16 protein-coding genes are annotated in these 18,943 nt (G+C 65.1%); 7 read left to right on the forward strand and 9 right to left on the reverse strand.

Translation table 11 applies throughout. The annotated features are described in order from the left end of the window. The first annotated feature begins 25 nt into the window (after positions 1-25). Positions 26-631 (forward strand): hypothetical protein, encoded by a 606-nt coding sequence (locus MacB4_RS00410; protein WP_206863942.1) that lies wholly within the window; start codon positions 26-28, stop codon positions 629-631. Positions 632-661: 30 nt separating this feature from the next. Here the strand turns inward: MacB4_RS00410 and glgB are convergent, their stop codons facing one another. The 6 genes from glgB to MacB4_RS00440 all read right to left on the reverse strand — a co-directional run bounded on the left by glgB (position 662) and on the right by MacB4_RS00440 (position 9,138). Beyond that, positions 662-2,638 (reverse strand): 1,4-alpha-glucan branching protein GlgB, encoded by a 1,977-nt coding sequence (gene glgB, locus MacB4_RS00415; RefSeq protein ID WP_206863943.1) that lies wholly within the window; start codon positions 2,636-2,638, stop codon positions 662-664. Next, positions 2,635-4,209 carry a phosphotransferase gene (locus tag MacB4_RS00420; RefSeq protein ID WP_206863944.1) on the reverse strand — a complete coding sequence of 525 codons (1,575 nt, stop codon included), beginning with the start codon at positions 4,207-4,209 and terminating at the stop codon, positions 2,635-2,637. Before MacB4_RS00420 ends, glgB begins: the two co-directional genes overlap by 4 nt. A 52-nt stretch (positions 4,210-4,261) precedes the next feature. After that, entirely contained in the window at positions 4,262-6,250 is a 1,989-nt protein-coding gene (locus tag MacB4_RS00425) for an alpha-1,4-glucan--maltose-1-phosphate maltosyltransferase (protein ID WP_206863945.1), read from the reverse strand. Positions 6,251-6,289: 39 nt separating this feature from the next. After that, a complete protein-coding gene (locus MacB4_RS00430; RefSeq protein WP_206863946.1) occupies positions 6,290-7,645 on the reverse strand; it encodes an Nramp family divalent metal transporter in 1,356 nt (451 codons plus the stop codon). Continuing rightward, positions 7,642-8,397, reverse strand: a complete 756-nt coding sequence (locus tag MacB4_RS00435) for a metal-dependent transcriptional regulator (protein WP_206863947.1) — start codon at positions 8,395-8,397, stop codon at positions 7,642-7,644. Before MacB4_RS00435 ends, MacB4_RS00430 begins: the two co-directional genes overlap by 4 nt. A 75-nt stretch (positions 8,398-8,472) precedes the next feature. Further along, positions 8,473-9,138 carry a 4'-phosphopantetheinyl transferase superfamily protein gene (locus MacB4_RS00440; protein WP_206863948.1) on the reverse strand — a complete coding sequence of 222 codons (666 nt, stop codon included), beginning with the start codon at positions 9,136-9,138 and terminating at the stop codon, positions 8,473-8,475. 125 nt (positions 9,139-9,263) lie between these two features. Between MacB4_RS00440 and MacB4_RS00445 the strand changes: the two genes are divergently transcribed. Beyond that, positions 9,264-9,431 carry a hypothetical protein gene (locus tag MacB4_RS00445; protein ID WP_206863949.1) on the forward strand — a complete coding sequence of 56 codons (168 nt, stop codon included), beginning with the start codon at positions 9,264-9,266 and terminating at the stop codon, positions 9,429-9,431. Here MacB4_RS00445 and MacB4_RS00450 read toward each other — a convergent pair. Beyond that, complete coding sequence (locus tag MacB4_RS00450) at positions 9,428-10,291, reverse strand: sugar phosphate isomerase/epimerase (protein ID WP_206863950.1); 864 nt, start codon at positions 10,289-10,291, stop codon at positions 9,428-9,430. The genes MacB4_RS00445 and MacB4_RS00450 overlap by 4 nt on opposite strands. Next, on the reverse strand, positions 10,209-11,699 hold the full coding sequence (locus MacB4_RS00455; RefSeq protein WP_206863951.1) for a hypothetical protein: 1,491 nt from the start codon (positions 11,697-11,699) through the stop codon (positions 10,209-10,211). Before MacB4_RS00455 ends, MacB4_RS00450 begins: the two co-directional genes overlap by 83 nt. 272 nt (positions 11,700-11,971) lie before the next feature. Here MacB4_RS00455 and MacB4_RS00460 point away from each other — a divergent pair, with 272 nt between their 5' ends. From MacB4_RS00460 to MacB4_RS00470, 3 genes are all read left to right on the forward strand, one after another. Further along, positions 11,972-12,124, forward strand: coding sequence for a hypothetical protein (locus MacB4_RS00460; protein ID WP_156926800.1), 153 nt, complete (start codon positions 11,972-11,974; stop codon positions 12,122-12,124). Between the two features lie 254 nt (positions 12,125-12,378). Next, positions 12,379-13,848: a HAMP domain-containing sensor histidine kinase gene (locus MacB4_RS00465; protein WP_206863952.1), complete on the forward strand. Its 1,470-nt coding sequence runs from the start codon at positions 12,379-12,381 to the stop codon at positions 13,846-13,848. Beyond that, complete coding sequence (locus MacB4_RS00470; RefSeq protein ID WP_206863953.1) at positions 13,833-15,173, forward strand: sigma-54 dependent transcriptional regulator; 1,341 nt, start codon at positions 13,833-13,835, stop codon at positions 15,171-15,173. The genes MacB4_RS00465 and MacB4_RS00470 overlap by 16 nt, the downstream gene beginning before the upstream one ends. Before the next feature lie 838 nt (positions 15,174-16,011). Here MacB4_RS00470 and MacB4_RS00475 read toward each other — a convergent pair. Beyond that, positions 16,012-17,439, reverse strand: a complete 1,428-nt coding sequence (locus MacB4_RS00475; protein WP_242529258.1) for a transposase — start codon at positions 17,437-17,439, stop codon at positions 16,012-16,014. Positions 17,440-17,461: 22 nt separating this feature from the next. Here MacB4_RS00475 and tnpA point away from each other — a divergent pair, with 22 nt between their 5' ends. Together tnpA and MacB4_RS00485 are read left to right on the forward strand one after the other, a co-directional pair. Then, positions 17,462-17,875, forward strand: a complete 414-nt coding sequence (gene tnpA / locus MacB4_RS00480; protein ID WP_206864880.1) for an IS200/IS605 family transposase — start codon at positions 17,462-17,464, stop codon at positions 17,873-17,875. 232 nt (positions 17,876-18,107) lie between these two features. Continuing rightward, positions 18,108-18,941 carry a type IV toxin-antitoxin system AbiEi family antitoxin gene (locus MacB4_RS00485; RefSeq protein WP_206863954.1) on the forward strand — a complete coding sequence of 278 codons (834 nt, stop codon included), beginning with the start codon at positions 18,108-18,110 and terminating at the stop codon, positions 18,939-18,941. The last annotated feature ends 2 nt before the right edge of the window (positions 18,942-18,943 follow it).

Genomic DNA, 18,943 nt, shown 5'->3' on the forward strand with positions numbered 1-18,943 from the left:
AGGGAGATCGTCCCACCGCAAAACCATGGACAAGCAATCGGGAGAGACAGGTCGGAGGAAGATGAGCTTGGGGGATCTCGCCCAGCGAGCTCGGGAGCTGGTTGCCGAGGCGGTCAAGGGGTCTTCTCGGGTCGGCCAGGAGGCGGAGAAGCCTGCTGCGCGGGGGAAGGGCCGGAGCGTCGAGCAGGCGAAGGCGCAGGCGCTCCGCCGCGCCCGGCGGAGCGGGGAAAAGACGGAAGAGCCGGAAGGAAAGACCACCGCCGCCTCCTCCGCCGAGCGGCTGCGGCAGTGGCGTCAGGAGTTCTTGCGTCACTCGTGCCGCTTTGGATGGGCCTCCGAGCTTCTCCAGTCAGAGGAGTGGCGGAAAGCGGGCCGGGCCTTGGCCGAAGAGCGACTGCGCGATTCGGCGATCCACCTGGCCCAAGCCGGCTTGCGGGTCGGGTCCCAAGGGCTGGGGACCGTGATCGGAGGAATGCTCGGGGCGGAGGCAGGGCCCGCTGCCGCCGTGGCAGCCTGGGCCGGGGGGACCTTTCTTGGCACGCTGGGAGCGCGAGCCGCCAGCGCCCTGGACGTTCACCTTTCCCCAGAAGGCCAGAAGCCGTTGCGGGGGGGCAGGGAGAGAGGACGCTGACCGTGGGAGAGCACTCCGAACGGAATGCCCTTAGAGCGCTCTCTTGAAGGCCAGCGCCGAAAGCGGGGGCAGCGTCAGGTCGAGCGAGTGGGGCTGCCCTTGCCACGGGAGCCAGTCCGCCTCGCGGCCGCCCAAGTTCCCCATGCCGCTGCCGCCGAACTCACGTGCGTCGCTATTCGCGATCTCTTGCCAATATCCGGCAACGGGAACGCCCACCCGGTATCGGGTCCGGGGAACCGGGGTCAGGTTGAAGACGCAGAGGATCTGCTCCCGTCCGTCCTTCGATCTCCGGACAAAGCTGATCACGCTACTCTCCGCGTCGCTGAAGTCCACCCAGAAAAAGCCGTGGCCGGTGAAGTTGTCCTCATGGAGCGCCCGCTCCCGGACATAGAGCTCGTTGAGGGAGCGGACCCACTGGAGCAGCTGGTGATGCCTCCCTTCGGAGGCGAGATGCCAGTCGAGGCTCACCTCGTGGTACCACTCGCTCCACTGCCCGAACTCCCCTCCCATGAAGAGCAGCTTGTGGCCCACGAAGAAGAACATGTAGCCAAAAAGCGCCCGCAGGTTGGCGAACTTCTGCCAGTCATCTCCCGGCATCTTGGCGATGAGGGAGCCCTTCCCGTGGACAACCTCGTCATGGGAGAGAGGGAGGATGAAGTTTTCATGCCAGGCATACCAGGCGCTGAAGGTGAGGCAGTGCTGGTGGTACTTCCGGTAGATCGGATCGGAGGAGAAGTAGGAGAGGGTGTCGTGCATCCACCCCATGTTCCACTTGAAGCCAAAGCCGAGCCCCCCCATGTAGGCCGGGCGGCTCACCATCGGGTAGGCGGTCGACTCCTCGGCAATGAGCTGGATGCCGGAAAATTCCCCGTAGAGCTGCTCGCTCAAGCCGCGGAGAAAGGCGATCGCCTCGAGGTTTTCGTTTCCCCCGTACCGGTTGGGGATCCACTCCCCGTTCCGGCGGGAGTAGTCGAGGTAGAGCATCGAGGCGACCGCGTCGATCCGGAAGGCATCCACATGGTACTTCTCGAACCAGAATCGGGCGCTGCTCCGCAGGAAGGCGCGGACCTCGTTGCGGCCGTAGTTGAAGATGTAGCTCCCCCAGTCGGGATGAAACCCTTGGCGGGGGTCGGCATGCTCGTAGAGATGGGTGCCGTCGAAGAGCCCCAGGCCATGCCCGTCGGTGGCGAAGTGGGAGGGGACCCAGTCGAGGATCACCCCGATCCCCTGCTGGTGGAGATGCTCGACGAAATACATGAAATCCTGCGGGGTGCCAAACCGGCTGGTCGGCGCAAAGTAGCCGATCGTCTGGTAGCCCCAGGAGCCCGAGAAGGGGTGCTCCATGATCGGCAGGAGCTCGACGTGGGTAAAGCCCAGGGCCTTGACGTGGGCGGCCAGCTGTGGGGCAATCTCCCGGTAGGTGAGGCAGCGATGGCCCTCCTCCGGGACCCGCCGCCAGGATCCCAGGTGCACCTCGTAGATCGACCAGGGAGCATTGATCGCGTTCCGCTCCGCTCGGTTCTCCATCCATGGGCGATCGTTCCACTCGTAGGAGATGTCCCAGAGCACCGAGGCGCTCCGGGGAGGAACTTCCCAGAGAAAGGCGTAGGGATCGCTCTTGATCGTGGTCATCCCGTGGTGCTTCGATTGGATGAAGTACTTGTAGAGGGTCCCGCTCGAGAGCCCGGGGACAAATGTCTCCCAGACGCCGGTTCCGTCCTCCCGGAGCGTCATGGGGGTGGCATCCGGCTCCCAGCCGTTGAAATCGCCGAGCAGGGAGACCGCCTCGGCATTGGGAGCCCAGACGGCAAAGTAGGCGCCCTTTTCTCCTTTCCAGGTGAGCAGGTGGCCTCCGAGCTTTTCGTGGAGACGCGCGTGGTTGCCCTGGCGGAAGAGAAAGGTGTCGGCCTCTCCCCACACCTCGGGAAGCTTCCTCCCAAGCGCCGAAGCCTGCGCGGCCTCTCCCGCCGTTCTGCCAGCCATCCGATCGGTTTCTCCTTCCCTCATGGGTTCCCATTCTCCTCCGATTCCCGGCCGCTTTCCAAGAGTTCTTCGATGCCACGCAGCGGAATTTCCACCCAGGCCGGTCGGTTGTTCCGCTCGTAGCCCACTTCGTAGACCGCCTTTTCCAGGACGAAGAAATCGAGGAGGGCGACCCGCTCCGTGGGCGTGGTGGGCAGGAAGGGCGCCCGGTCTGCGGTCGCGAAGTAGCCTTCGAGGAACGATCGAGTCGCCCGCCGCCGCCAGCCCTCCGCGGCGGCCAGCCGCCCGAGCCTTCCCTCCCGGGCGTCCCCTTGCAGGAAGAGGGGGGCGAGGGCGGCGTAGTGGAAGGAGCGGACCATTCCCGCCACGTCGCGGAGGGCGAGGGTCTTGCGGCGCCTTTCGGCCAGGGAGCGCTCGGGCTCGCCTTCGAAGTCGATCAGCACGAAATCGTCCTCGGTGGCAAGGACCTGCCCCAGGTGATAGTCGCCGTGGACCCGGATCTTCATGAGGCCGGTCGGCAGGCGGAGAATTCCACGAAGGCGTTCTTCGATGCGCGCAAAGAGCCGCGCCAGCCGCTCCTCTTCGAGGCCGAGCGGGACTTCCGGAGGGCCGTGCGGCATGCCAAAGGAGCGGCGGAGCAGGCCCAAGGCCTCTTCGCAAAAGAGGGGAACTTCTTCTTGGGCCAGCGGCTCCGGCCGAAAGGCCGGGTCGTCGGTCGGCTGCGCCATCGCCAGATGGAACTCTGCCGTCCGTCTCCCCAGAAGCCCCCAGTCCGGATGGGAAAGCTCCTCTTGGGGCGAATCCGCTTGGGGCGAAGCCGCCCCGGCCTGCCGGATCCATTCGCTCACCGCCCCCAGGGCGAGCGTCCATGCGTCGGCCCGGTGGGGGACCGCCTCGGTCAGTAGCCCGAGCAGGATCGAGGGGCCGCTCTGCGGCTCGTAGTCGAGCCGTCCGCCGTAGCGGGGAAGGTGGGGAAAGCCGAGAACGCCCGAAAGGCGTTCGTGGACCTCCACATCGGGATTGGGGCCTCCTTCGATCTTCCGGTAGAGCTTGAAAAAAAGTCGGCTTCCCAAGAGGAGCGAGCTGTTGCTCTGCTCCCGGCCGAGGAGGCGGGAGTCTTTTGGGAGCTCCTTGGCCGCAGCGAGCTCGGCCAGAAGCGGGCCTCTCCTCCCCCGCAGGATCCCTTGGGGCCCCAATCGTTCCTGCTCTTCGGCCAATAGATCGAGCAGGGCGCGGGCAAAAAGCGGATCCCCGGTCGCTTCCCAAAGGCTCTGCGGCGAGGAAGGGGAGAGGGGGCCGATCCGATCCCCCTCCGCCAAGCCCGGGCCGGCAGCCTCGCCGGCCAGCCGGACGGGCAACGAGAAGAGAGCGGTCTCTCCCGCAGCGAAGCGGACCTGGAGGAGGAGGAGTCGCAATCCCGCCTCCCGGGGCCCGAGGCGAAAGGCGTCGGCCACCCAGACCTCCTCGACCCCCCGCGCCTTTCCCGCAAACCAGCGGCGCCGGAGCAGGAAAGGAGGAAAGAGCGTCCCCGCCAGGCGCCTGCCTTCGGCCGAGAACCAGAACCGTTCCGCCAGCGGATCAGATTCAGAGGGCATTCCGCCATCCTTGCCTAAGGAGAGCCCTTCCGGCAATCCGCGCTTTCTCCCGCTAATCGGGCGCGTATTGCGTCACCCAGAAGAGATGAGCTGGCCAGACGGCGGGGTCGAGGCGGACATAGTTGCTTCCGTCGTGCCAGGTGTAGCTCGTATCGGTCAGCAGGTCGTTGACCTGAAAGGGCTTCCGGGAATCGATGCCAAACTCCTCCGCCGGGAAGTGGACCCAGCCCGATTGCGGATGGGCATCCATGTTGACGACCACGAGGATCACATCGCCGCGGTCCGGGCTCGCCTTCGCATAGGCGAGAAGCTGGGGGTTGTCGATGTCGCAGAACCGAAGGTTGTTGGTTTCCTGGAGAGCCCGGTGGGTCTTGCGGATATGATTGATTCGGGCGATCTCGGCCTTGATGTGGCCGGGAGCGTGCCAGTCCCAGTGGCGGAGCTGGTACTTTTCGGAGTCGAGATATTCTTCCTTCCCGGGCACCAGGGCCTCCCGGACGCAGAGCTCGAAGGCGGGGCCGTAGATGCCGTAGCTCGAGGAGAGGGTGGCCGCGAGGACCAGCCGTTGCAGGAAGGTCGAGCGGTCTCCCTCCTGGAGGTAGGCCGGGAGGATATCGGGGGTGTTGGGCCAGAAGTTGGGCCGGAAGAACTCCCGGACGGGCGGGCTCGTCAGCTCGGTGAGGTATTCGCGCAGCTCCGCAGGCGTCGTCCGCCAGGTGAAGTAGGTGTAGCCTTGGGAGAAGCCGCATTTGGCCAGGTGGTAGAGGATCTTGGGGCGAGTGAAGGCTTCCGAGAGAAGGACGATCTCGGGATGAGCCGCCTTGAGATCGGCGATCAGCCACTCCCAGAACGCCATCGGCTTGGTGTGGGGGTTGTCGACGCGGAAGATCCTTACGCCTCGATCAATCCAGAAGAGGAAGATGCTCCGGAGCTCCTCCCAGAGCGATCGCCATTCGATGCACTCGAAGTCGAAGGGGATGATGTCCTGGTACTTCTTGGGCGGATTTTCCGCATATTGGACGGTCCCATCGGGCCGCCACCGGAACCAGCCGGGATGCTCCCGGACATAAGGATGGTCGGGGCTGCACTGGAGGGCGATGTCGAGCGCGATCTCCAAGCCAAACTCCTTGGCCCGGGCTTGCAAGCGGTGGAACTCCTCCCAGCCGCCGAGTGCCGGATGGATCGCCTTGTGCCCTCCCTCCTTCGCCCCAATCGCCCAGGGGCTGCCCACGTCGTCGGGGCCGGCGACGACGCTATTGTTCTTCCCTTTGCGAAAGTGCGAGCCGATCGGATGGATCGGCGGCAGGTAGAGGACATCGAAGCCGAGCGCTGCGATTTCCGGCAGGAGCCGCAAGCAATCCGTGAAGGTCCCGTGGCGGCCCGGCTCGGACGCCCATGAGCGGGGAAAGAGCTCATACCAGGAGCTGAAGAGGGCCCGGGGAGGATCGACGAGGATCCTCCGCGCAAAAGGAGACACGCTTGCCAGGCTCCGGTCGGGGAAGCGCCGAGCCAGGTCGGCCAGCGCAGGATTGCGCGCCGCAAGCCCCCGCTCTCCGAGCGGCAGAGAGGGGTTGCGCAAGAGTGCCGCCCATTCCCGGAGCCGCTCCGCGTCCGGCTTGGGAGCCCGCTGCGCGGCCGCGTCGAGCAGGTCCGCTCCGATCCGAAGCTCGACCTCGATCTCTTCGCCCGCGCCCGCCTTCTTGTGGAAGCCTTCGAGCCAGGTGACGAAGTGATCGTTCCAGGCGATCACCTGGCAGTCGTAGAAGCCGAGCTTCTCGAGCTGGATCTCGGCCTGCCATTCGTCGTTGCCGAGCTCCCGCATCGGTAGCTCACGCCACTCGGGGTCGGCCTGGTGATGATACTGGAGACGGACCTCGATCCGGTCGTGACCGTCGGAAAAGACGTGCGCTTGCACCCGGAGCGTCTCGCCGAGCGCTCGCTTCACCGGAAACCGGGAGTCGTCGATCTCCGGCAGGATGCGGCTGATGACGACGCGCCGCCTCCCATCCGAGGGCCAGGAGTGAGTCGAGGAAGCTTCCATGGTTCGAGTGAAACGGTTCGGAGGCCTTCCGCCTCGCTTCTATTGGAAGGAGGGGAGCAGAAGCCGGACAAGCAGAAAAGCGTTGAGCCCGATGACGGCGGCACAGAGGAGCCACCCAGCGATCCGCACCCCAGGCGAGTTTCGCAGCGGCCCCATCCAGCGGCGGCTCTGGGTGAAGAGGAGGAGGGGGATGAGCGCGAAGCCGATGCCGAAGCTTAAGATCACCTGGGAGGCGACGAGGATCTTGGTCGTGTCGATGCCCGACGCGATGACCAGGACGGCCGGCACCATCGTGACCAGCCGCCGGACCCAGATCGGGATGGGGAAGCCGACAAAGCCCTGCATGATGACTTGACCGGCGAGCGTCCCCACCGCAGAGGAGGAGAGTCCGGAGGCGAGGAGCGAAAGCGCGAAGGCGCCCGCGGCGAACGCGCCCAGCATGGGCGATAGGGCCCGGTAGGCCTGGAGGATCGCGTTCCCTTCGCCGGGTGGGGAGCCCGCAAAGGCCGCCGCCGACATCGCGAGCATGGCGAGGTTGATCACCCCGGCGAGCGCCATTGCCAGGGAGACGTCAAGGAAGGAGAGGCGGATCAGCTTCCGCTTCTCCTCGATTCTCCGGGCGGGAATTCGCCTTTGGGTGAGCGCCGAATGGAGGTAGATCGCATGCGGCATCACGGTGGCTCCGAGGATGCCCGCAGCCAAATAGGCTCCTTCGGTGCCGGGCAGGGAGGGAACGAGCAGGCCACGAAGGCTTGCAGAGGGCGAGGGATGGATCCAGAAAAGCTCCAAGGCGTAGCAGGCGGCGATCAACCCTACGAAGGCCGTCAGAAGCACTTCGAGATAGCGGAAGCTTCCGGGCCGCAAGCCGAGCATCAGGAAGGAGAGAACGCCGGTAAGGAGGGCGCCAACCCCCAGCGGAATCCCAAAGAGGATCTGAAATCCGAGCGCTGCGCCGAGAAACTCAGCCAGGTCGGTGGCGATCGCCATCAGCTCGGCTTGCAGCCAGTAGGCGATCCGCAGGAACGGGTGGGGAAGCGCCTCCCGGATGCATTCGGGCAGGTTCTTCCCGGTGGCGATGCCGAGCTTGGCCGAGAGACCTTGCGCAAAGAGCGCGATCAGGTTCGCCCAGAGCACCACCCAGAGGAGCTGGTAGCCGTAGCGGGTTCCGCTCTCGATGTTAGTCGCGTAGTTGCCGGGGTCGATGTAGGCGATCGCCGCGATGAACGCGGGTCCCAGGAACGGAATGAACCGGTCGAGCCTCCCCGTCGCCTCCCCCGAGAGAACGGTCCCGGCGCTCTCGCGGACCCAGGCATCCCATCCCTTCCTGGCAGAAAACGCCGCCGACTCGGTCTCCCCTTGCGTCCGCGATCGAAGACCAGAGGGATCGTTGCTCATCGGCCGCCTGTCGTCCGGTCTCTTCCTCTCGGCTTCGGGTTGGGAGAAGCAGTACCGGGGACGATCACGACCAGGAGATGCGAGGCGAGGAGGGTTGGGACCAGGAAGCGGCTCCCGGCGACCAGGAGCGAGATGCCATCGGGATGGGTGTCAGCGATCTCGATCTCCGTTCCGGGAAGGAGGCCGAGCTTTTCCACCAGGTTGAGCGCATCCTGGTCCTGGAGAGTCACCCGGCAAATGGTCCCCCGGCTTCCCCGGGCCAGCCGGGCCAGCGGGGCAAGGTGCCGGTCTTCCTCCAGATTCAGCTCCGAGGTCGGGATCGGGTCGCCGTGCGGATCCCGCTCGGGGTGGGAGAGGAGCTCTGCCACCCTCTGCTCGAAGCGCTCACTGATCACATGCTCGAGCGCCTCGGCTTCCTCGTGGACCTCGTCCCAGCGGTAGCCGAGCATGCGGAAGAGGAAAACCTCGAGCAGCCGGTGGTGACGGACGAGCTCGACCGCGATCCTCCGGCCCGTCTCCGTCAGGCGGACCGCTCGATAGGGCGCCCGTTCCACCAGGCCCTCTTCGGCCAGCTTCTTGAGCATCCCGGTGACCGACGCCGGCCGGACCCCGATTCGGTCCGCCAGGAGCTGGGTAGTGGCACCCCGGGGCCTGTCGTCCAAAAGGAAAATCTGCTTCAAGTAATCCTGCTGGGAGTGGCTCAGGCTGGACGAACCTTTGGTGCCGGCGTTTTCCGCTAGTCCTTGCTTCATGCCCGATAAAAAGTTAGCCGCCCCTAATCCCTCTCGTCAATGGAAAGCATTGTCCTGGGGACCGCTCTCGCCATCTCAATCGCGGGGAGGGATCTCCTCGCTTTTCAGGGCGAGCGCCTCCGGTGCGGCGTGAGCCACCGCAAGGGCCCCCAAAAAGCCCCGGTCGCAGGTCTGGCTTCGGACCGTCCAGACCGTGCTCTCCGGCTCGGCTGGATCGACGGTCTCCCAAGGCGACCCTTCTCGCGGGACGAAGCGGAAAGAGCGGGGGGAGCGGAAGAGGCCCATCCCGCACCCCTTGAGGAAGGCTTCTTTCTTGGTCCAGATCCGGAGGAAGGCTGCGGTCCGTGCTTCGGGAGGAAGCGCCGCAACGACCGCCGCCTCCTCGGGGAGAAGAAACCGCCGGGCGAGCGCCAGGGGATCCTTCCGCGGCAGATCGGCTTCGAGGTCGATGCCCACCGGAAAGCGGGCGATGGCTGCGACGCATCGGTCGCCTGAGTGGGAGAGGCTGAACCAGAGGGCGAAGGATTCGGGGAGGAGAGGCTTTCCCCACCGACCGCGCTCCAGGGGAACCCGCTCGGGAGCGAGCCCGGTGAACCGGGAGAGGAGCCAGCGCAAGAAGGCCTCGCTCCGCCGGGCTCTGACGCGCCCCGGAAGATCTTCGCCTCTCTCACCCTCCGGAGGAAAGGCGGAAAGCCGGGCGGTGAAGAGCCGGACGACGGAGGAGCCAGGGAGATCGGCCATCGCGACCCTTTCACCATTCCTTCCGGAGACGAGCGCAAGCAAGCGCTTTTGCCGGATTGGCTGGAACGGTCCATCTCCGCGTGGGAGGTTGCCGCTACCTCCCGCTGGGGATGCAGGGAGACCGAGTGTCCGAACAGATCTTTGCCTTTTCCCTTCGCCATCGAAGGGGAGCCCTGCTGACCGCCGCCGGACCCTCTCTGGCGATCACCGGCGGAGTCTTCCGTGGACGAGGAGATTCGCCGTGGCTGCCTCGTCCGGCTTCGCCCTGGTTGGACGACCGCCCTGGTCGCTAGCCTCGGCTCCCGGCCAAGGCCGGCTCCCGACCGAGGAGAGCCAGGGCGAGCCGTCGCAGCGCCGCCAGCCCGGAGAGCGGATCGGGCATCTCCGGCGGAAGAACCGCCTCGAGCAGGAAGACCCCGGAAAAGGCGCTCCGGCGCAATGCGGCGAGCCAGGGCAGCCAGTCGATCGCCCCCTGTCCGGGAGGAAGGTGGTCGTCGGAGGTCCCCCGATTGTCGTTGACATGGAGAGCGATCACTCGGTCCGCGAGGAGCTCGTAAAGTCGTTCCAAGGGCCAGGACCGCCACAAGAAGCAGTGGCCCGTGTCGAAGCAGATTCCCACCTCCTCCTTGGGATAGGGCTCGACGAGCTCGAGCAGGAGATGGGGATCGGCGGTCAGGAGATGGGGCAGGAGGGTCTCGATGGCGAGGGCAACACCATGGAAGCGCGCTTCCCGGTGGAGAAGGGAGAGAGCCTGCCGTAACGAGGCGATTCGCGCCGGGCGCTCCGCTTCCGGCATCCGGGAAAGCTCGGCGGCGGAGCCATGGAGCACCAGGGTTCGCGCCCCCACGGCCGCCGCGGTGCGCACCGCTTCGGTCAGCAGGGCGACGGTGTTCTGCCGGCGAATCGGGTCGGGCTCGCTGGGATCGGCCTCGGCCGAGTAGGGAGCGTGGAAGCTCTCCGTCCGCAGGCCGAGATCCCCCAGCTGCTGCCGGACGGCCGCGACCTCTTCGGGATCGCGCCAGTCGAAGGGGGTGCGGCGGAGGGGATCTCCCGTCCAGAGCTCGACCGCCTCAAAGCCCGCCTGGGCGATCAGCGAAAGCACTTCCCGGATCGGCTTGCGATAGAAGACCCCGGTCGAGAGCCCGATCTCCATCCCTTCCTTTCCCTCGATAATCCGCCAGGTTGAAGCCACAGAAGGGCCGCCAGCAGTATCCTTTTTCCTGGTGGCTGATGCAATTGAGATCGATCTCCCGATCGATCCCCGTTCTGACTAGCCCCGAAAAGAGCCGGACGTAAAAACGGGCGCGGGTCGCCGCTTCGTACTTCTCCCAAAGGTCTCCCCACCCATGGTCCTCTTCGTACCGTGCGCAGACCAGGCCGGCGATTTGGGAGGGCCCCCAACCGGAGGCGAGCAGGATGCGGGTGAGCGCTTGCAGGTTGGTCGGCTTCAAGAGGTGGGGGTTGGGGTCGCGGAGGCAGTGAGCGATGCAGGGGGGAAGCCCGCTCGGGCTGTCGGTCCGGTCGCGGCGGATCTCCTGCATCTCGCGGTGCGCCCGGGCCAAGGCGGATTTTTCATAGTCCGCAAGCCATCCGGGGATTGATGGAGCGGCATCGGGGATTTCGACCGAGATCGTCTTGGCCAGCCGGGCGGCCCGCTCCCAATCGACCCGGATCTCCAACAGCTCTTCGAGCCGGGAGTCCGGGAATCGGGGGAGAAGGAGCGGAATGGGGAGCTCCCTGCCGACCCGTTCGCCATATTTTTCCCAGAGGACGCGGTGCTTCTGGTAGGCAGAAAAGGGACAGCGGGTCGCTCGACGGGGGAGAGGATCGCCGAAGAGCGAGAGATCGAGCGAGACCGCTTCGCGACGACCGCTCGGCCCGATCCGTCCGACGGCAACGTCGGTCGGAATAGCCGGAATCCGCTCGAATCCGTCGAGGGAGGAAGCCTCGGATTCCTGAAGGATCCGGTGGACCAGATGCTCCAAGAGGCGGCCCAAGGTCTCGTAGGCCGCCGCCTCCGGTGGGGGAAATGCACGACCGAAGCGGGCTCCGAAGCGGTCGCCCCATTCGATCAGGTGCGGGGAAGCCGAGCCATGAGCGGCCAGCAGCGGGAAGACCGCCGCATGCTTCGGAATCCGGAAGACAAAATGGTATCCCTGGCCGGTCAGGATGGCCAGCGGCTCGATCCCGTAATTTCCCAAGCAGCGGCGGATCGCCTGGTAGAGCGGCTCGATCCTGGAGAAGATCTCCGCTGGCCGGAAGAAGACTTCGGCCGGGTAGTCCCAGTTGACGTATTCGATATCGAGGATTCCCAGGAGCGCGCTTCGATCCCAGATCGAGCGAAGAATATCCGCTCCGGCCTCGAGCAGATCGGCAAACTGCTTTTTCTCCACCGAAGCATGAGGCTCGGCCGAAACGCCTTGCCCCATGGCGACACCATACCCGACCAAGTAGACGCAGGAAAAGGCTTCGGGCTCTTCGGGCATTCCCCCGCAATACTCGGCGATGCGCCGGCGCACCGCCGGGTGGGCGTAATACTCCCGAATGGTGCTGATTCCCATCTTGATCTACCTTGCTTCATGTCGCGCGGCCTCGAAAGGGGGGAATGATCTTTCCCGCTCGAGGGTCGAGATTTGAAAGAGCGGGACCTCACGTCTCCCGCCCGCGGCTCTTGGATCTCTCCTCTCTTACTGATCCTCCCCGGAAGGGCCCTTTCACCTCGGGCCGAAGAGGAAGAGGCTTTCATAAAGCCCTTTGCTCAAGAAACATAAAAATGTCGCAACCCGCGGAATGTTGTGGCGCAACTGGGCCCGATTGGGCATGCTCTACGGCCATGAAGACCCGGTTCTCTCTCCTCTCTGTCGTGGGTAAGGTTCTGGTCGCCGCTTCGCTTCTGGCCATTGTCGCCTGCTCCGAAAAGCCCAAGCCGCAGCCGACGCAGCAGACGCCCGCTCCGACCTACCAGCCGCTCGACCACAAGAGCTAACGAAACCCCGAAGGCGGGTGGGCCGGCGTTGGCCTACCCGCCTTCCTGGCAAAGCTCTTTGTCTCCGGCCGGTTCGCGGGCGCGGATCGGGTCTTCCTTGCGATGTCGGCTTACTCCGCCGGGAGGGTCATCCTGTGCAGCGAGAGCCGAAGCGCTGCTTCAGCAGGCGAGATCGTGGGGGAGCATCCGGGCTCGCCTCCCTTGAGCGAAAATGGGTAGAGTGAGCGCAATTCGCTCCATCCTTTGGCGGGCCTATGTTCTGCTCCATGCGGGGACGGCTGATTCTTCTTTTGCTCTTGCTCGTCGCGGCGACGGCGTCGGCGGCCATCCTGATGATCGGCCTCTTCAGCCAATCGGCTTCCGCACGGACCGCCCAAGCGCAGGCCGAAAGCGGCCGGGCCTGTGACGCGATCGCCGAGGGCTTTGCGGGCTTGGTCGCGCAGCTCCCAAAGCCCTCGCCTCAAGGGGCGGAACCGCCCTTCCGTGCGCACCTGGGCGAGCTCCTCCGGCGCGCCCTGTCCGACCGACCGGGGATCGAAGGGGGCATCTGGCAGGAGGGAAGGGGCTCCTTGGCCTATGCCTACCCGACCTATCCGGGCGAGCGGCCGAAGACCGACGTTCCGCAGGCCGAGCTGCCCCGGATCGAGACGGTCAATCGATCCTCTCTCAGTAGCCATCATTTGGTCGTCGTGCGCTATGCGACCCCTTCGCAAATCCTGCTGGTTACGGCTACCCCGCTCCACGGCCCCGTGGCGGGCTTGACCGCCTGGACGATGACGCGGGTCTTTCCCTTTGCCGGTCGAAGCTACCGGCTCCTGATGGCCGGCCTGGCGATCCTCTTCGCGAACGTCTTCATCGCGGCGCTCCTCCTCTCTCGCTTCACCGTGAGCTGGTCGCACCATGTCCGCCGGATCGAAAGCGCCCTCCAGGCCCACGAGGTCACCGATCTGCCAATCTTGCCTCCAACGGGGGAGCGGGAGCTCGACCGGATCGTCTCGGCTCTCAACGATGCGGGCGCCCGCCTCTCCGAGGCTCGAAGGAAGGCGGATCGCCTCGCCCGACAGATGGCGGCCGGCGAGCGGCTGGCGGCCATCGGGCGCGTCTCGGCGGGCATTGCGCACGAAATCCGCAACCCGATCGCTGCGATGCGGCTCAAGGCCGAAAACGCCTTGAGCGGCGACGCTTCGGCCAAGGATGGAGCCCTCCACATGATCCTGGGCCAGATCGATCGGCTCGATGCGCTCCTCCGCCGTCTCCTTGCGGTCACCGAGAGAGAAGGGCTCCGGCGGGAACCGGTCGAGCTCGAGCCCTTCCTCGCTTCCTGCGCCTCGACGCTTGCGGAACTTGCGAAGGCCAAGCGCGTGGCCCTCGTTTCCTCCGCCGATGTAAAGGAAGGCTCGTTCGATCCGGCACAGCTGCATCGCGCGCTCGACAACCTCCTGCGCAACGCGATCGAAGCCGCCCCGGAGGGGAGCGAGGTCCAGTTATGCGCCCGGAAGCGCCCGGACGGCCTGGTCTTTTCGGTTCACGACGAGGGCGAAGGCCCGCCGCCTTCCCTTCGCGAGCAGCTCTTCGAACCGTTCGTCACTGGCCGAGCGGGCGGAACGGGGCTTGGGCTCTCGATCGTCCGGGAGGTCGCATCCGCGCACGGGGGGACGGCGCGACTCGTCGAAGAGGGAGCGGGCACGACCTTTGAGCTGGTTCTTCCATGGCCACGATCCTGATCGTCGACGATGATGCCGCGCTCTCCGAAGCGCTGGCCGAGACCGTCCGCGACCTCGGCCGCCAAGCCCGGATCGCCCTGTCGGGCGCCGATGCGCTCTCCATCCTGGCCCTCGGATCGATCGATGGAATCTTGCTCGACCTTCGGATGCCGGGGATGGATGGCCTCGAGCTGCTGGCGCGCATTCGGGAAGAGCCCGACGCTCCCCCCGTCGCGGTGCTGACCGCCCACGCCACGGCGGCCAACACGATCGAAGCCATGCGGCTGGGCGCCTTCGACCATTTGACCAAGCCGATCGGCCGGGCCGACTTGGCCCGCCTCCTCGGGGAGATGGAGGGGGCGAGGCCGCGGCTCGGCCTCCGATCGGAAGCTCGGCCTGCCGAGTTCATTGGCTCGAGCGAAGCGATGCGCAAGATCCAAAAGACGATCGGCAGGGTGGCGGACAGCGATGCCACCGTCCTGATCCTCGGGGAGACGGGAACGGGCAAGGAGCTGGTCGCCCGCGCGATCCACGACCACGGCAGGCGTCGCGACAAGCCCTTCGTCGCCGTCAACTGCGCGGCGGTTCCCGCCGAGCTCTGGGAGAGCGAGCTCTTCGGCTACCTCCGGGGCGCCTTTACGGGGGCTCATGCGGACCGGAAGGGCGCATTTCTCGAGGCCGATGGAGGGACGCTCTTCCTCGATGAAATCGGCGAGATGCCGATCTCGATGCAGCCAAAGCTCCTCCGCGCCCTCCAGGAGCGGGTGATTACGCCCATTGGCGGCAAGCCGATTCCGGTCGACGTCCGCATCATCTCCGCCACCAATCGCGATCTTTCCGAGCGGGTCCGCGCGGGCGCCTTCCGGCAAGATCTCTTCTACCGGCTCCATGTCGTGCCGATCGATCTACCGCCCCTTCGGGCGCGGATCGCCGACATTCTTCCGCTGGCCGAGCATTTCCTGGCCTCCTCTGGCAAGGCGCTCGCGGCCGACGCCGCCGCCCGCCTGATCCAGCACCCGTGGCCCGGCAATGTCCGGGAGCTGCGGAATGTCCTCGAGCGGGCGGCGGTGCTCGTCCGAGGGGAACGGATCACCGCCTCCGATCTGGCGCTCGCCCCCAGCGCGGAGAACCCATCCCCTTTCGATTGGCCCGAGGAGGATCTCCCTTCGGCGCTCTCCCGGCTTGAGGAGCTGCTGATCCGTCGGGCGCTCGCCAGAAGCCATGGCAACCGGGCCGAGGCGGCCCGGACCCTGGGCATCCACCGCCAGCTTCTCTATGCCAAGATGCGGAGGTACGGCTGGAATCCCTCCGAAGCCAAGGGCGAGGAGCCCGCCGAGGAGAGCTAGCCGCCATTTCTCACCAACGCGAGGTTTCGCGCAAGAGAGGAAGGCCCGAGTCGATGGCGAGGATCTTCGGCCGGGAAAGGATCTTCGTGAGTGGGGATGGAGCAAGAGTTTTGGTCGATTTGGCTGAATGCGAGCTCTGCAAAGGGCAAAAATCCGCTTTGGGAACAAGGCTCCGCCCGATGGGAGGCTCTGCTGCAGGGGGAAGCGCTCTGGTATCAAATCCGAGCACCACCTCCTTGAGCGGCTGGGGATGCGATTCAAGGGAGAGATCGAGCAGCAGCCGGTCGATCGCTTCGGCCGAGGAATCGATCTTGTGGTAGCCTTCGCTTCGACCGACCCGTTCCAGGCGGCTCAGGCGTGCTCTTGCCCGCCAGATCCTCTTCCCGATCCCGTTTGCCGCTTTAGGAGAGCCGCCAACGGATCGGTACGCAGCCGCTCGGGGTCATTGAGATCCACGGTAGCCCAGCGCCATCCCGAAGATGCGCGGCACCCGCATCTCCCGCAGCTGATGCACAATGCGCCCCGGATGGCGTCGATCCCGGAAGCAACGCTCCAGCCGTCTTCACCAACCGATCTTCCGATCCGCTTCTCGTCAGAGGATCGCGCCCCCCATCGCATGAAACCCGAGCGAGGGAAATCCCGCTTTTCCCCCGACGCGAAAAATAGCCTCTCAACCCAAAAGTCCCTTGGATCCACTCTGTCAGGAAAGGCCGTTTTTACTCCTGGTTGTAAGCACTTCTTCTTAACGCACCTTAAACCCGGCAAAGGCGGCCTTTCCTATGCTCTTTTGCCGGCTTTCTTGCTTCCGCCTACGGTTGTCCTTCGTGAGAAATGGCGGTTAAAGCGGCGCAGGCAGCGCATGCCCGTGCGGGAAACTTGCGAGAGCCGCCCGCGCCTTTGCTCCCGGAAACGCGGCCATGGGGCGCAACCTGGGCATTGCTGGCGCAATTTCGGCACGCGAACCGTCGGCAGCACTGTTCGGCGGATGTTTGACATCCTCCCCGGCCCAAAGCCCGGAGATTCCTACGGCGCTCAATCCGGGCTTGAACCGGAATGAGCCGCTTCGGCGGGTTCCTGCTGCTGGCGACTCGATGCCGCTCACTTCACAGGCGATCCGGGCGTGTCCCGCCCTTAGAACATGGATCGCGCCGACCAAATCGGCGTTTTCCTCAAAACCGCACTCCACGCACTCGAACCGGGCTTGCGTCCGACGGTTGTCCGCCGACACATGGCCGCAACACGGACAGGTCCGGCTCGTGTTCTGCGGCGGCACGACAAGGAGCCAGCCGCCTCTCCACTCCATCTTGTGCTCCAGCTGCCGCCGGAACTCGAACCAGCCTTGGTCGAGGATGGACTTGTTCAGTCCAGGCTTGGCCCGAACGTTTCTTCCCGGTGCATCCGCCGTGCCCGAAGCCGACTTGGACATGTTCCGCACCTGCAAGTCCTCAATGCACGCCATCGCGTGGTTTTTGCTGATCGTGGTCGTGACTTTGTGCAGGTAGTCGCGGCGGGCATTGCCGATGCGGGAATGAATCTTCTGGATTCGGGCCTTGGCCTTCTTCCAGTTGTTGCTGAACTTGACCTTGCGGCTCATGGCCTGCTGCGCCTTGCACAGGGCGGTTTCATGCCGCTTGAAGCTGTTGAGCGGCGCATAGAACGTGCCATCCGAAAGCGTGGCAAACCGTGCCACACCCATGTCGATGCCGACCGCGCCGCCCTTCGGGATGGGTTGCCCGACTTCGCGCTCGGTCTGGATGCTCACGTACCACTTGCCGCAGGACTGGCTGACGGTGACGCTCCTCACTTCTCCCAACACGTCCCGGCTGAGGCGATAGCGCAGCCAGCCGAGCTTGGGCAGGAAGAGGCGGCCATTCGCCTGGTCGAGCTTGATCTGCTTCGGGTCGGGGTAACGGAAGCCATCCGACTGGCCCTTCCTCTTGAAGCGCGGGAAGTCGGCCCGCTTGGCAAAAAAGTTACTGTAGGCCCGCTCCAAGTCCTTGAGCGCCTGTTGCAAGGGATGAACGGGCGCATCGGCCAGCCAAGGCGCGACACGCCCGGAAGGCATGGGATCGCCGTTACGCCATTTCGTAAGTTCCTTGCACAGCCCGGCGTAACTGAGCTTTTTCTCTCCGGCATCGTAACGCGCCATCTGCAAGCTCAACGCCTCGTTGAACACAACCCGGCACGAGCCAGCGAAGCGGCGCATTTGCCTCTCTTGCTGGCCGTCTGGCCGCAGTTGGTACTTGAAGGCTTGAAGTCGTTGCATGCCTCAATCACACTCTTGGTCTATTAGCAATGACAATGATATTCGACACGGGCGGCATTGCGTTTTCAAGATGCACGTTCATTTGGTCTTCGTGGCGAAATACCGCCGCAGAGTGTTCGATGGCGATGCCATCGAGCGGCTTCGCCCCATCTTCGCCAAGACCTGCGCCGATTTCGAGGCACAACTGATTGAGATGGACGGCGAGGACGATCATGTTCACCTGCTTGTGGAGTATCCGCCAAAGGTGGCTGTCTCCAATCTCGTGAACAGCCTTAAGGGCGTTTCCAGCCGCCTGTTGCGCAAGGAACGGCCAGACATCCAGAAATGCTACTGGAGGGGCGTGCTGTGGTCGCCGTCCTACTTTGCCTCTAGTTGCGGCGGTGCGCCGATTTCCATTATCCGCCAGTACATCGAACAGCAACAGACGCCTCACTGAAAACGAGCCGGGCGAGTTTCGGCGAAGCCAAACCCAAGGACGGCTACACCGTCCGCGCTATCCTTCCCCGCCCTGAACGGCGAGGCTTGTCGCGCACCCGGTCAATCCTGGTTCGACGATGATACTGGTGATGCAAAACGTGCCTTCTGCGGGCACGGATAGGCATCAAAAAGCAACTTTTGGCTTGATATGTTCTATTGTATGAGCAGAACGTGCCTTGGTAAGGCACGAAATGCTGACGAACAGTACATCCCTCAAGACCCTGGGCCCCCAGGCGGCCAAGCTGGTGACGACGCTCCACGAGCAGAGCCGTTCCGTCTTCCGCCTCGAGGACGTCCGCGACATCACGGGCCTCTCGGAGACCTCCGCGAGGAGCTTCGTCCGCAAGCTCGTGGACCGGGGCGTGGCGGCCCGCCTGAAGCCCGGTCTCTACGTCCTGGTCCCCTTCGAGTTGGGCAGGGAGTGCCAGTACGCGGGCAACCCGCTCGTCGTCGCCCGCGAGATCATGCATGGCGAGGAGTACTACCTCTCCCACTCCACCGCCATGGAGATCCACGGCATGACGACCCAACCCCAGCTGGTCGTCATCGTCAGCACGCCCGAGCCTCGGCGGCCCGTGACGACGCTGGGCGTGGAGTTCCGGTTCGTCCGCTGCCGGCGCAAGCACCTTTTCGGACTCACCGAACACTGGGTGACCAAGCAGGAGAAGGTGTGCGTGAGCGACCTGGAACGGACAATCATCGACGGGCTCAAACAGCCCCAGCACTGCGGCGGTCTGACCGAGGTCGCCAAGGGCCTCTGGATGCGGCGCCAGGACGTGAACGCCGACCGGCTCGTCGAGTACGCCAAGCGGATCGGGGTCGGAGCGGTCGTGCGCCGGCTGGGGTTCCTGTTGGAGACCTACGAGCTGGCGGCGCCGCCGGACCTCGACCGCCTTCGCGAGGGTCTCACGGCGACCTACGTCCGCCTGGACCCGGTGTTGCCGGCTGAGGGAAAGCGCCTGCGCCGCTGGCGGCTTCAGCTCAACGTCGAACCCGAAGAACTCCGGGCCGTCGCGAGGACTTGACC

This window comes from Methylacidimicrobium sp. B4 (assembly GCF_017310545.1).
In the GTDB taxonomy this organism is placed as follows: Bacteria; Verrucomicrobiota; Verrucomicrobiia; order Methylacidiphilales; family Methylacidiphilaceae; genus Methylacidimicrobium.

Excerpts from the sequence above, each read along its gene's own strand:
- MacB4_RS00410 (WP_206863942.1), top strand. The coding sequence starts at position 26 with ATGGACAAGCAATCGGGAGAGACAGGTCGGAGGAAGATGAGCTTGGGG.
- glgB (WP_206863943.1), bottom strand. The coding sequence starts at position 2,638 with ATGAGGGAAGGAGAAACCGATCGGATGGCTGGCAGAACGGCGGGAGAG.
- MacB4_RS00420 (WP_206863944.1), bottom strand. The coding sequence starts at position 4,209 with ATGCCCTCTGAATCTGATCCGCTGGCGGAACGGTTCTGGTTCTCGGCC.
- MacB4_RS00425 (WP_206863945.1), bottom strand. The coding sequence starts at position 6,250 with ATGGAAGCTTCCTCGACTCACTCCTGGCCCTCGGATGGGAGGCGGCGC.
- MacB4_RS00430 (WP_206863946.1), bottom strand. The coding sequence starts at position 7,645 with ATGAGCAACGATCCCTCTGGTCTTCGATCGCGGACGCAAGGGGAGACC.
- MacB4_RS00435 (WP_206863947.1), bottom strand. The coding sequence starts at position 8,397 with ATGAAGCAAGGACTAGCGGAAAACGCCGGCACCAAAGGTTCGTCCAGC.
- MacB4_RS00440 (WP_206863948.1), bottom strand. The coding sequence starts at position 9,138 with ATGGCCGATCTCCCTGGCTCCTCCGTCGTCCGGCTCTTCACCGCCCGG.
- MacB4_RS00450 (WP_206863950.1), bottom strand. The coding sequence starts at position 10,291 with ATGGAGATCGGGCTCTCGACCGGGGTCTTCTATCGCAAGCCGATCCGG.
- MacB4_RS00455 (WP_206863951.1), bottom strand. The coding sequence starts at position 11,699 with ATGGGAATCAGCACCATTCGGGAGTATTACGCCCACCCGGCGGTGCGC.
- MacB4_RS00460 (WP_156926800.1), top strand. The coding sequence starts at position 11,972 with ATGAAGACCCGGTTCTCTCTCCTCTCTGTCGTGGGTAAGGTTCTGGTC.
- MacB4_RS00465 (WP_206863952.1), top strand. The coding sequence starts at position 12,379 with ATGTTCTGCTCCATGCGGGGACGGCTGATTCTTCTTTTGCTCTTGCTC.
- MacB4_RS00470 (WP_206863953.1), top strand. The coding sequence starts at position 13,833 with ATGGCCACGATCCTGATCGTCGACGATGATGCCGCGCTCTCCGAAGCG.
- MacB4_RS00475 (WP_242529258.1), bottom strand. The coding sequence starts at position 17,439 with ATGCAACGACTTCAAGCCTTCAAGTACCAACTGCGGCCAGACGGCCAG.
- MacB4_RS00485 (WP_206863954.1), top strand. The coding sequence starts at position 18,108 with ATGCTGACGAACAGTACATCCCTCAAGACCCTGGGCCCCCAGGCGGCC.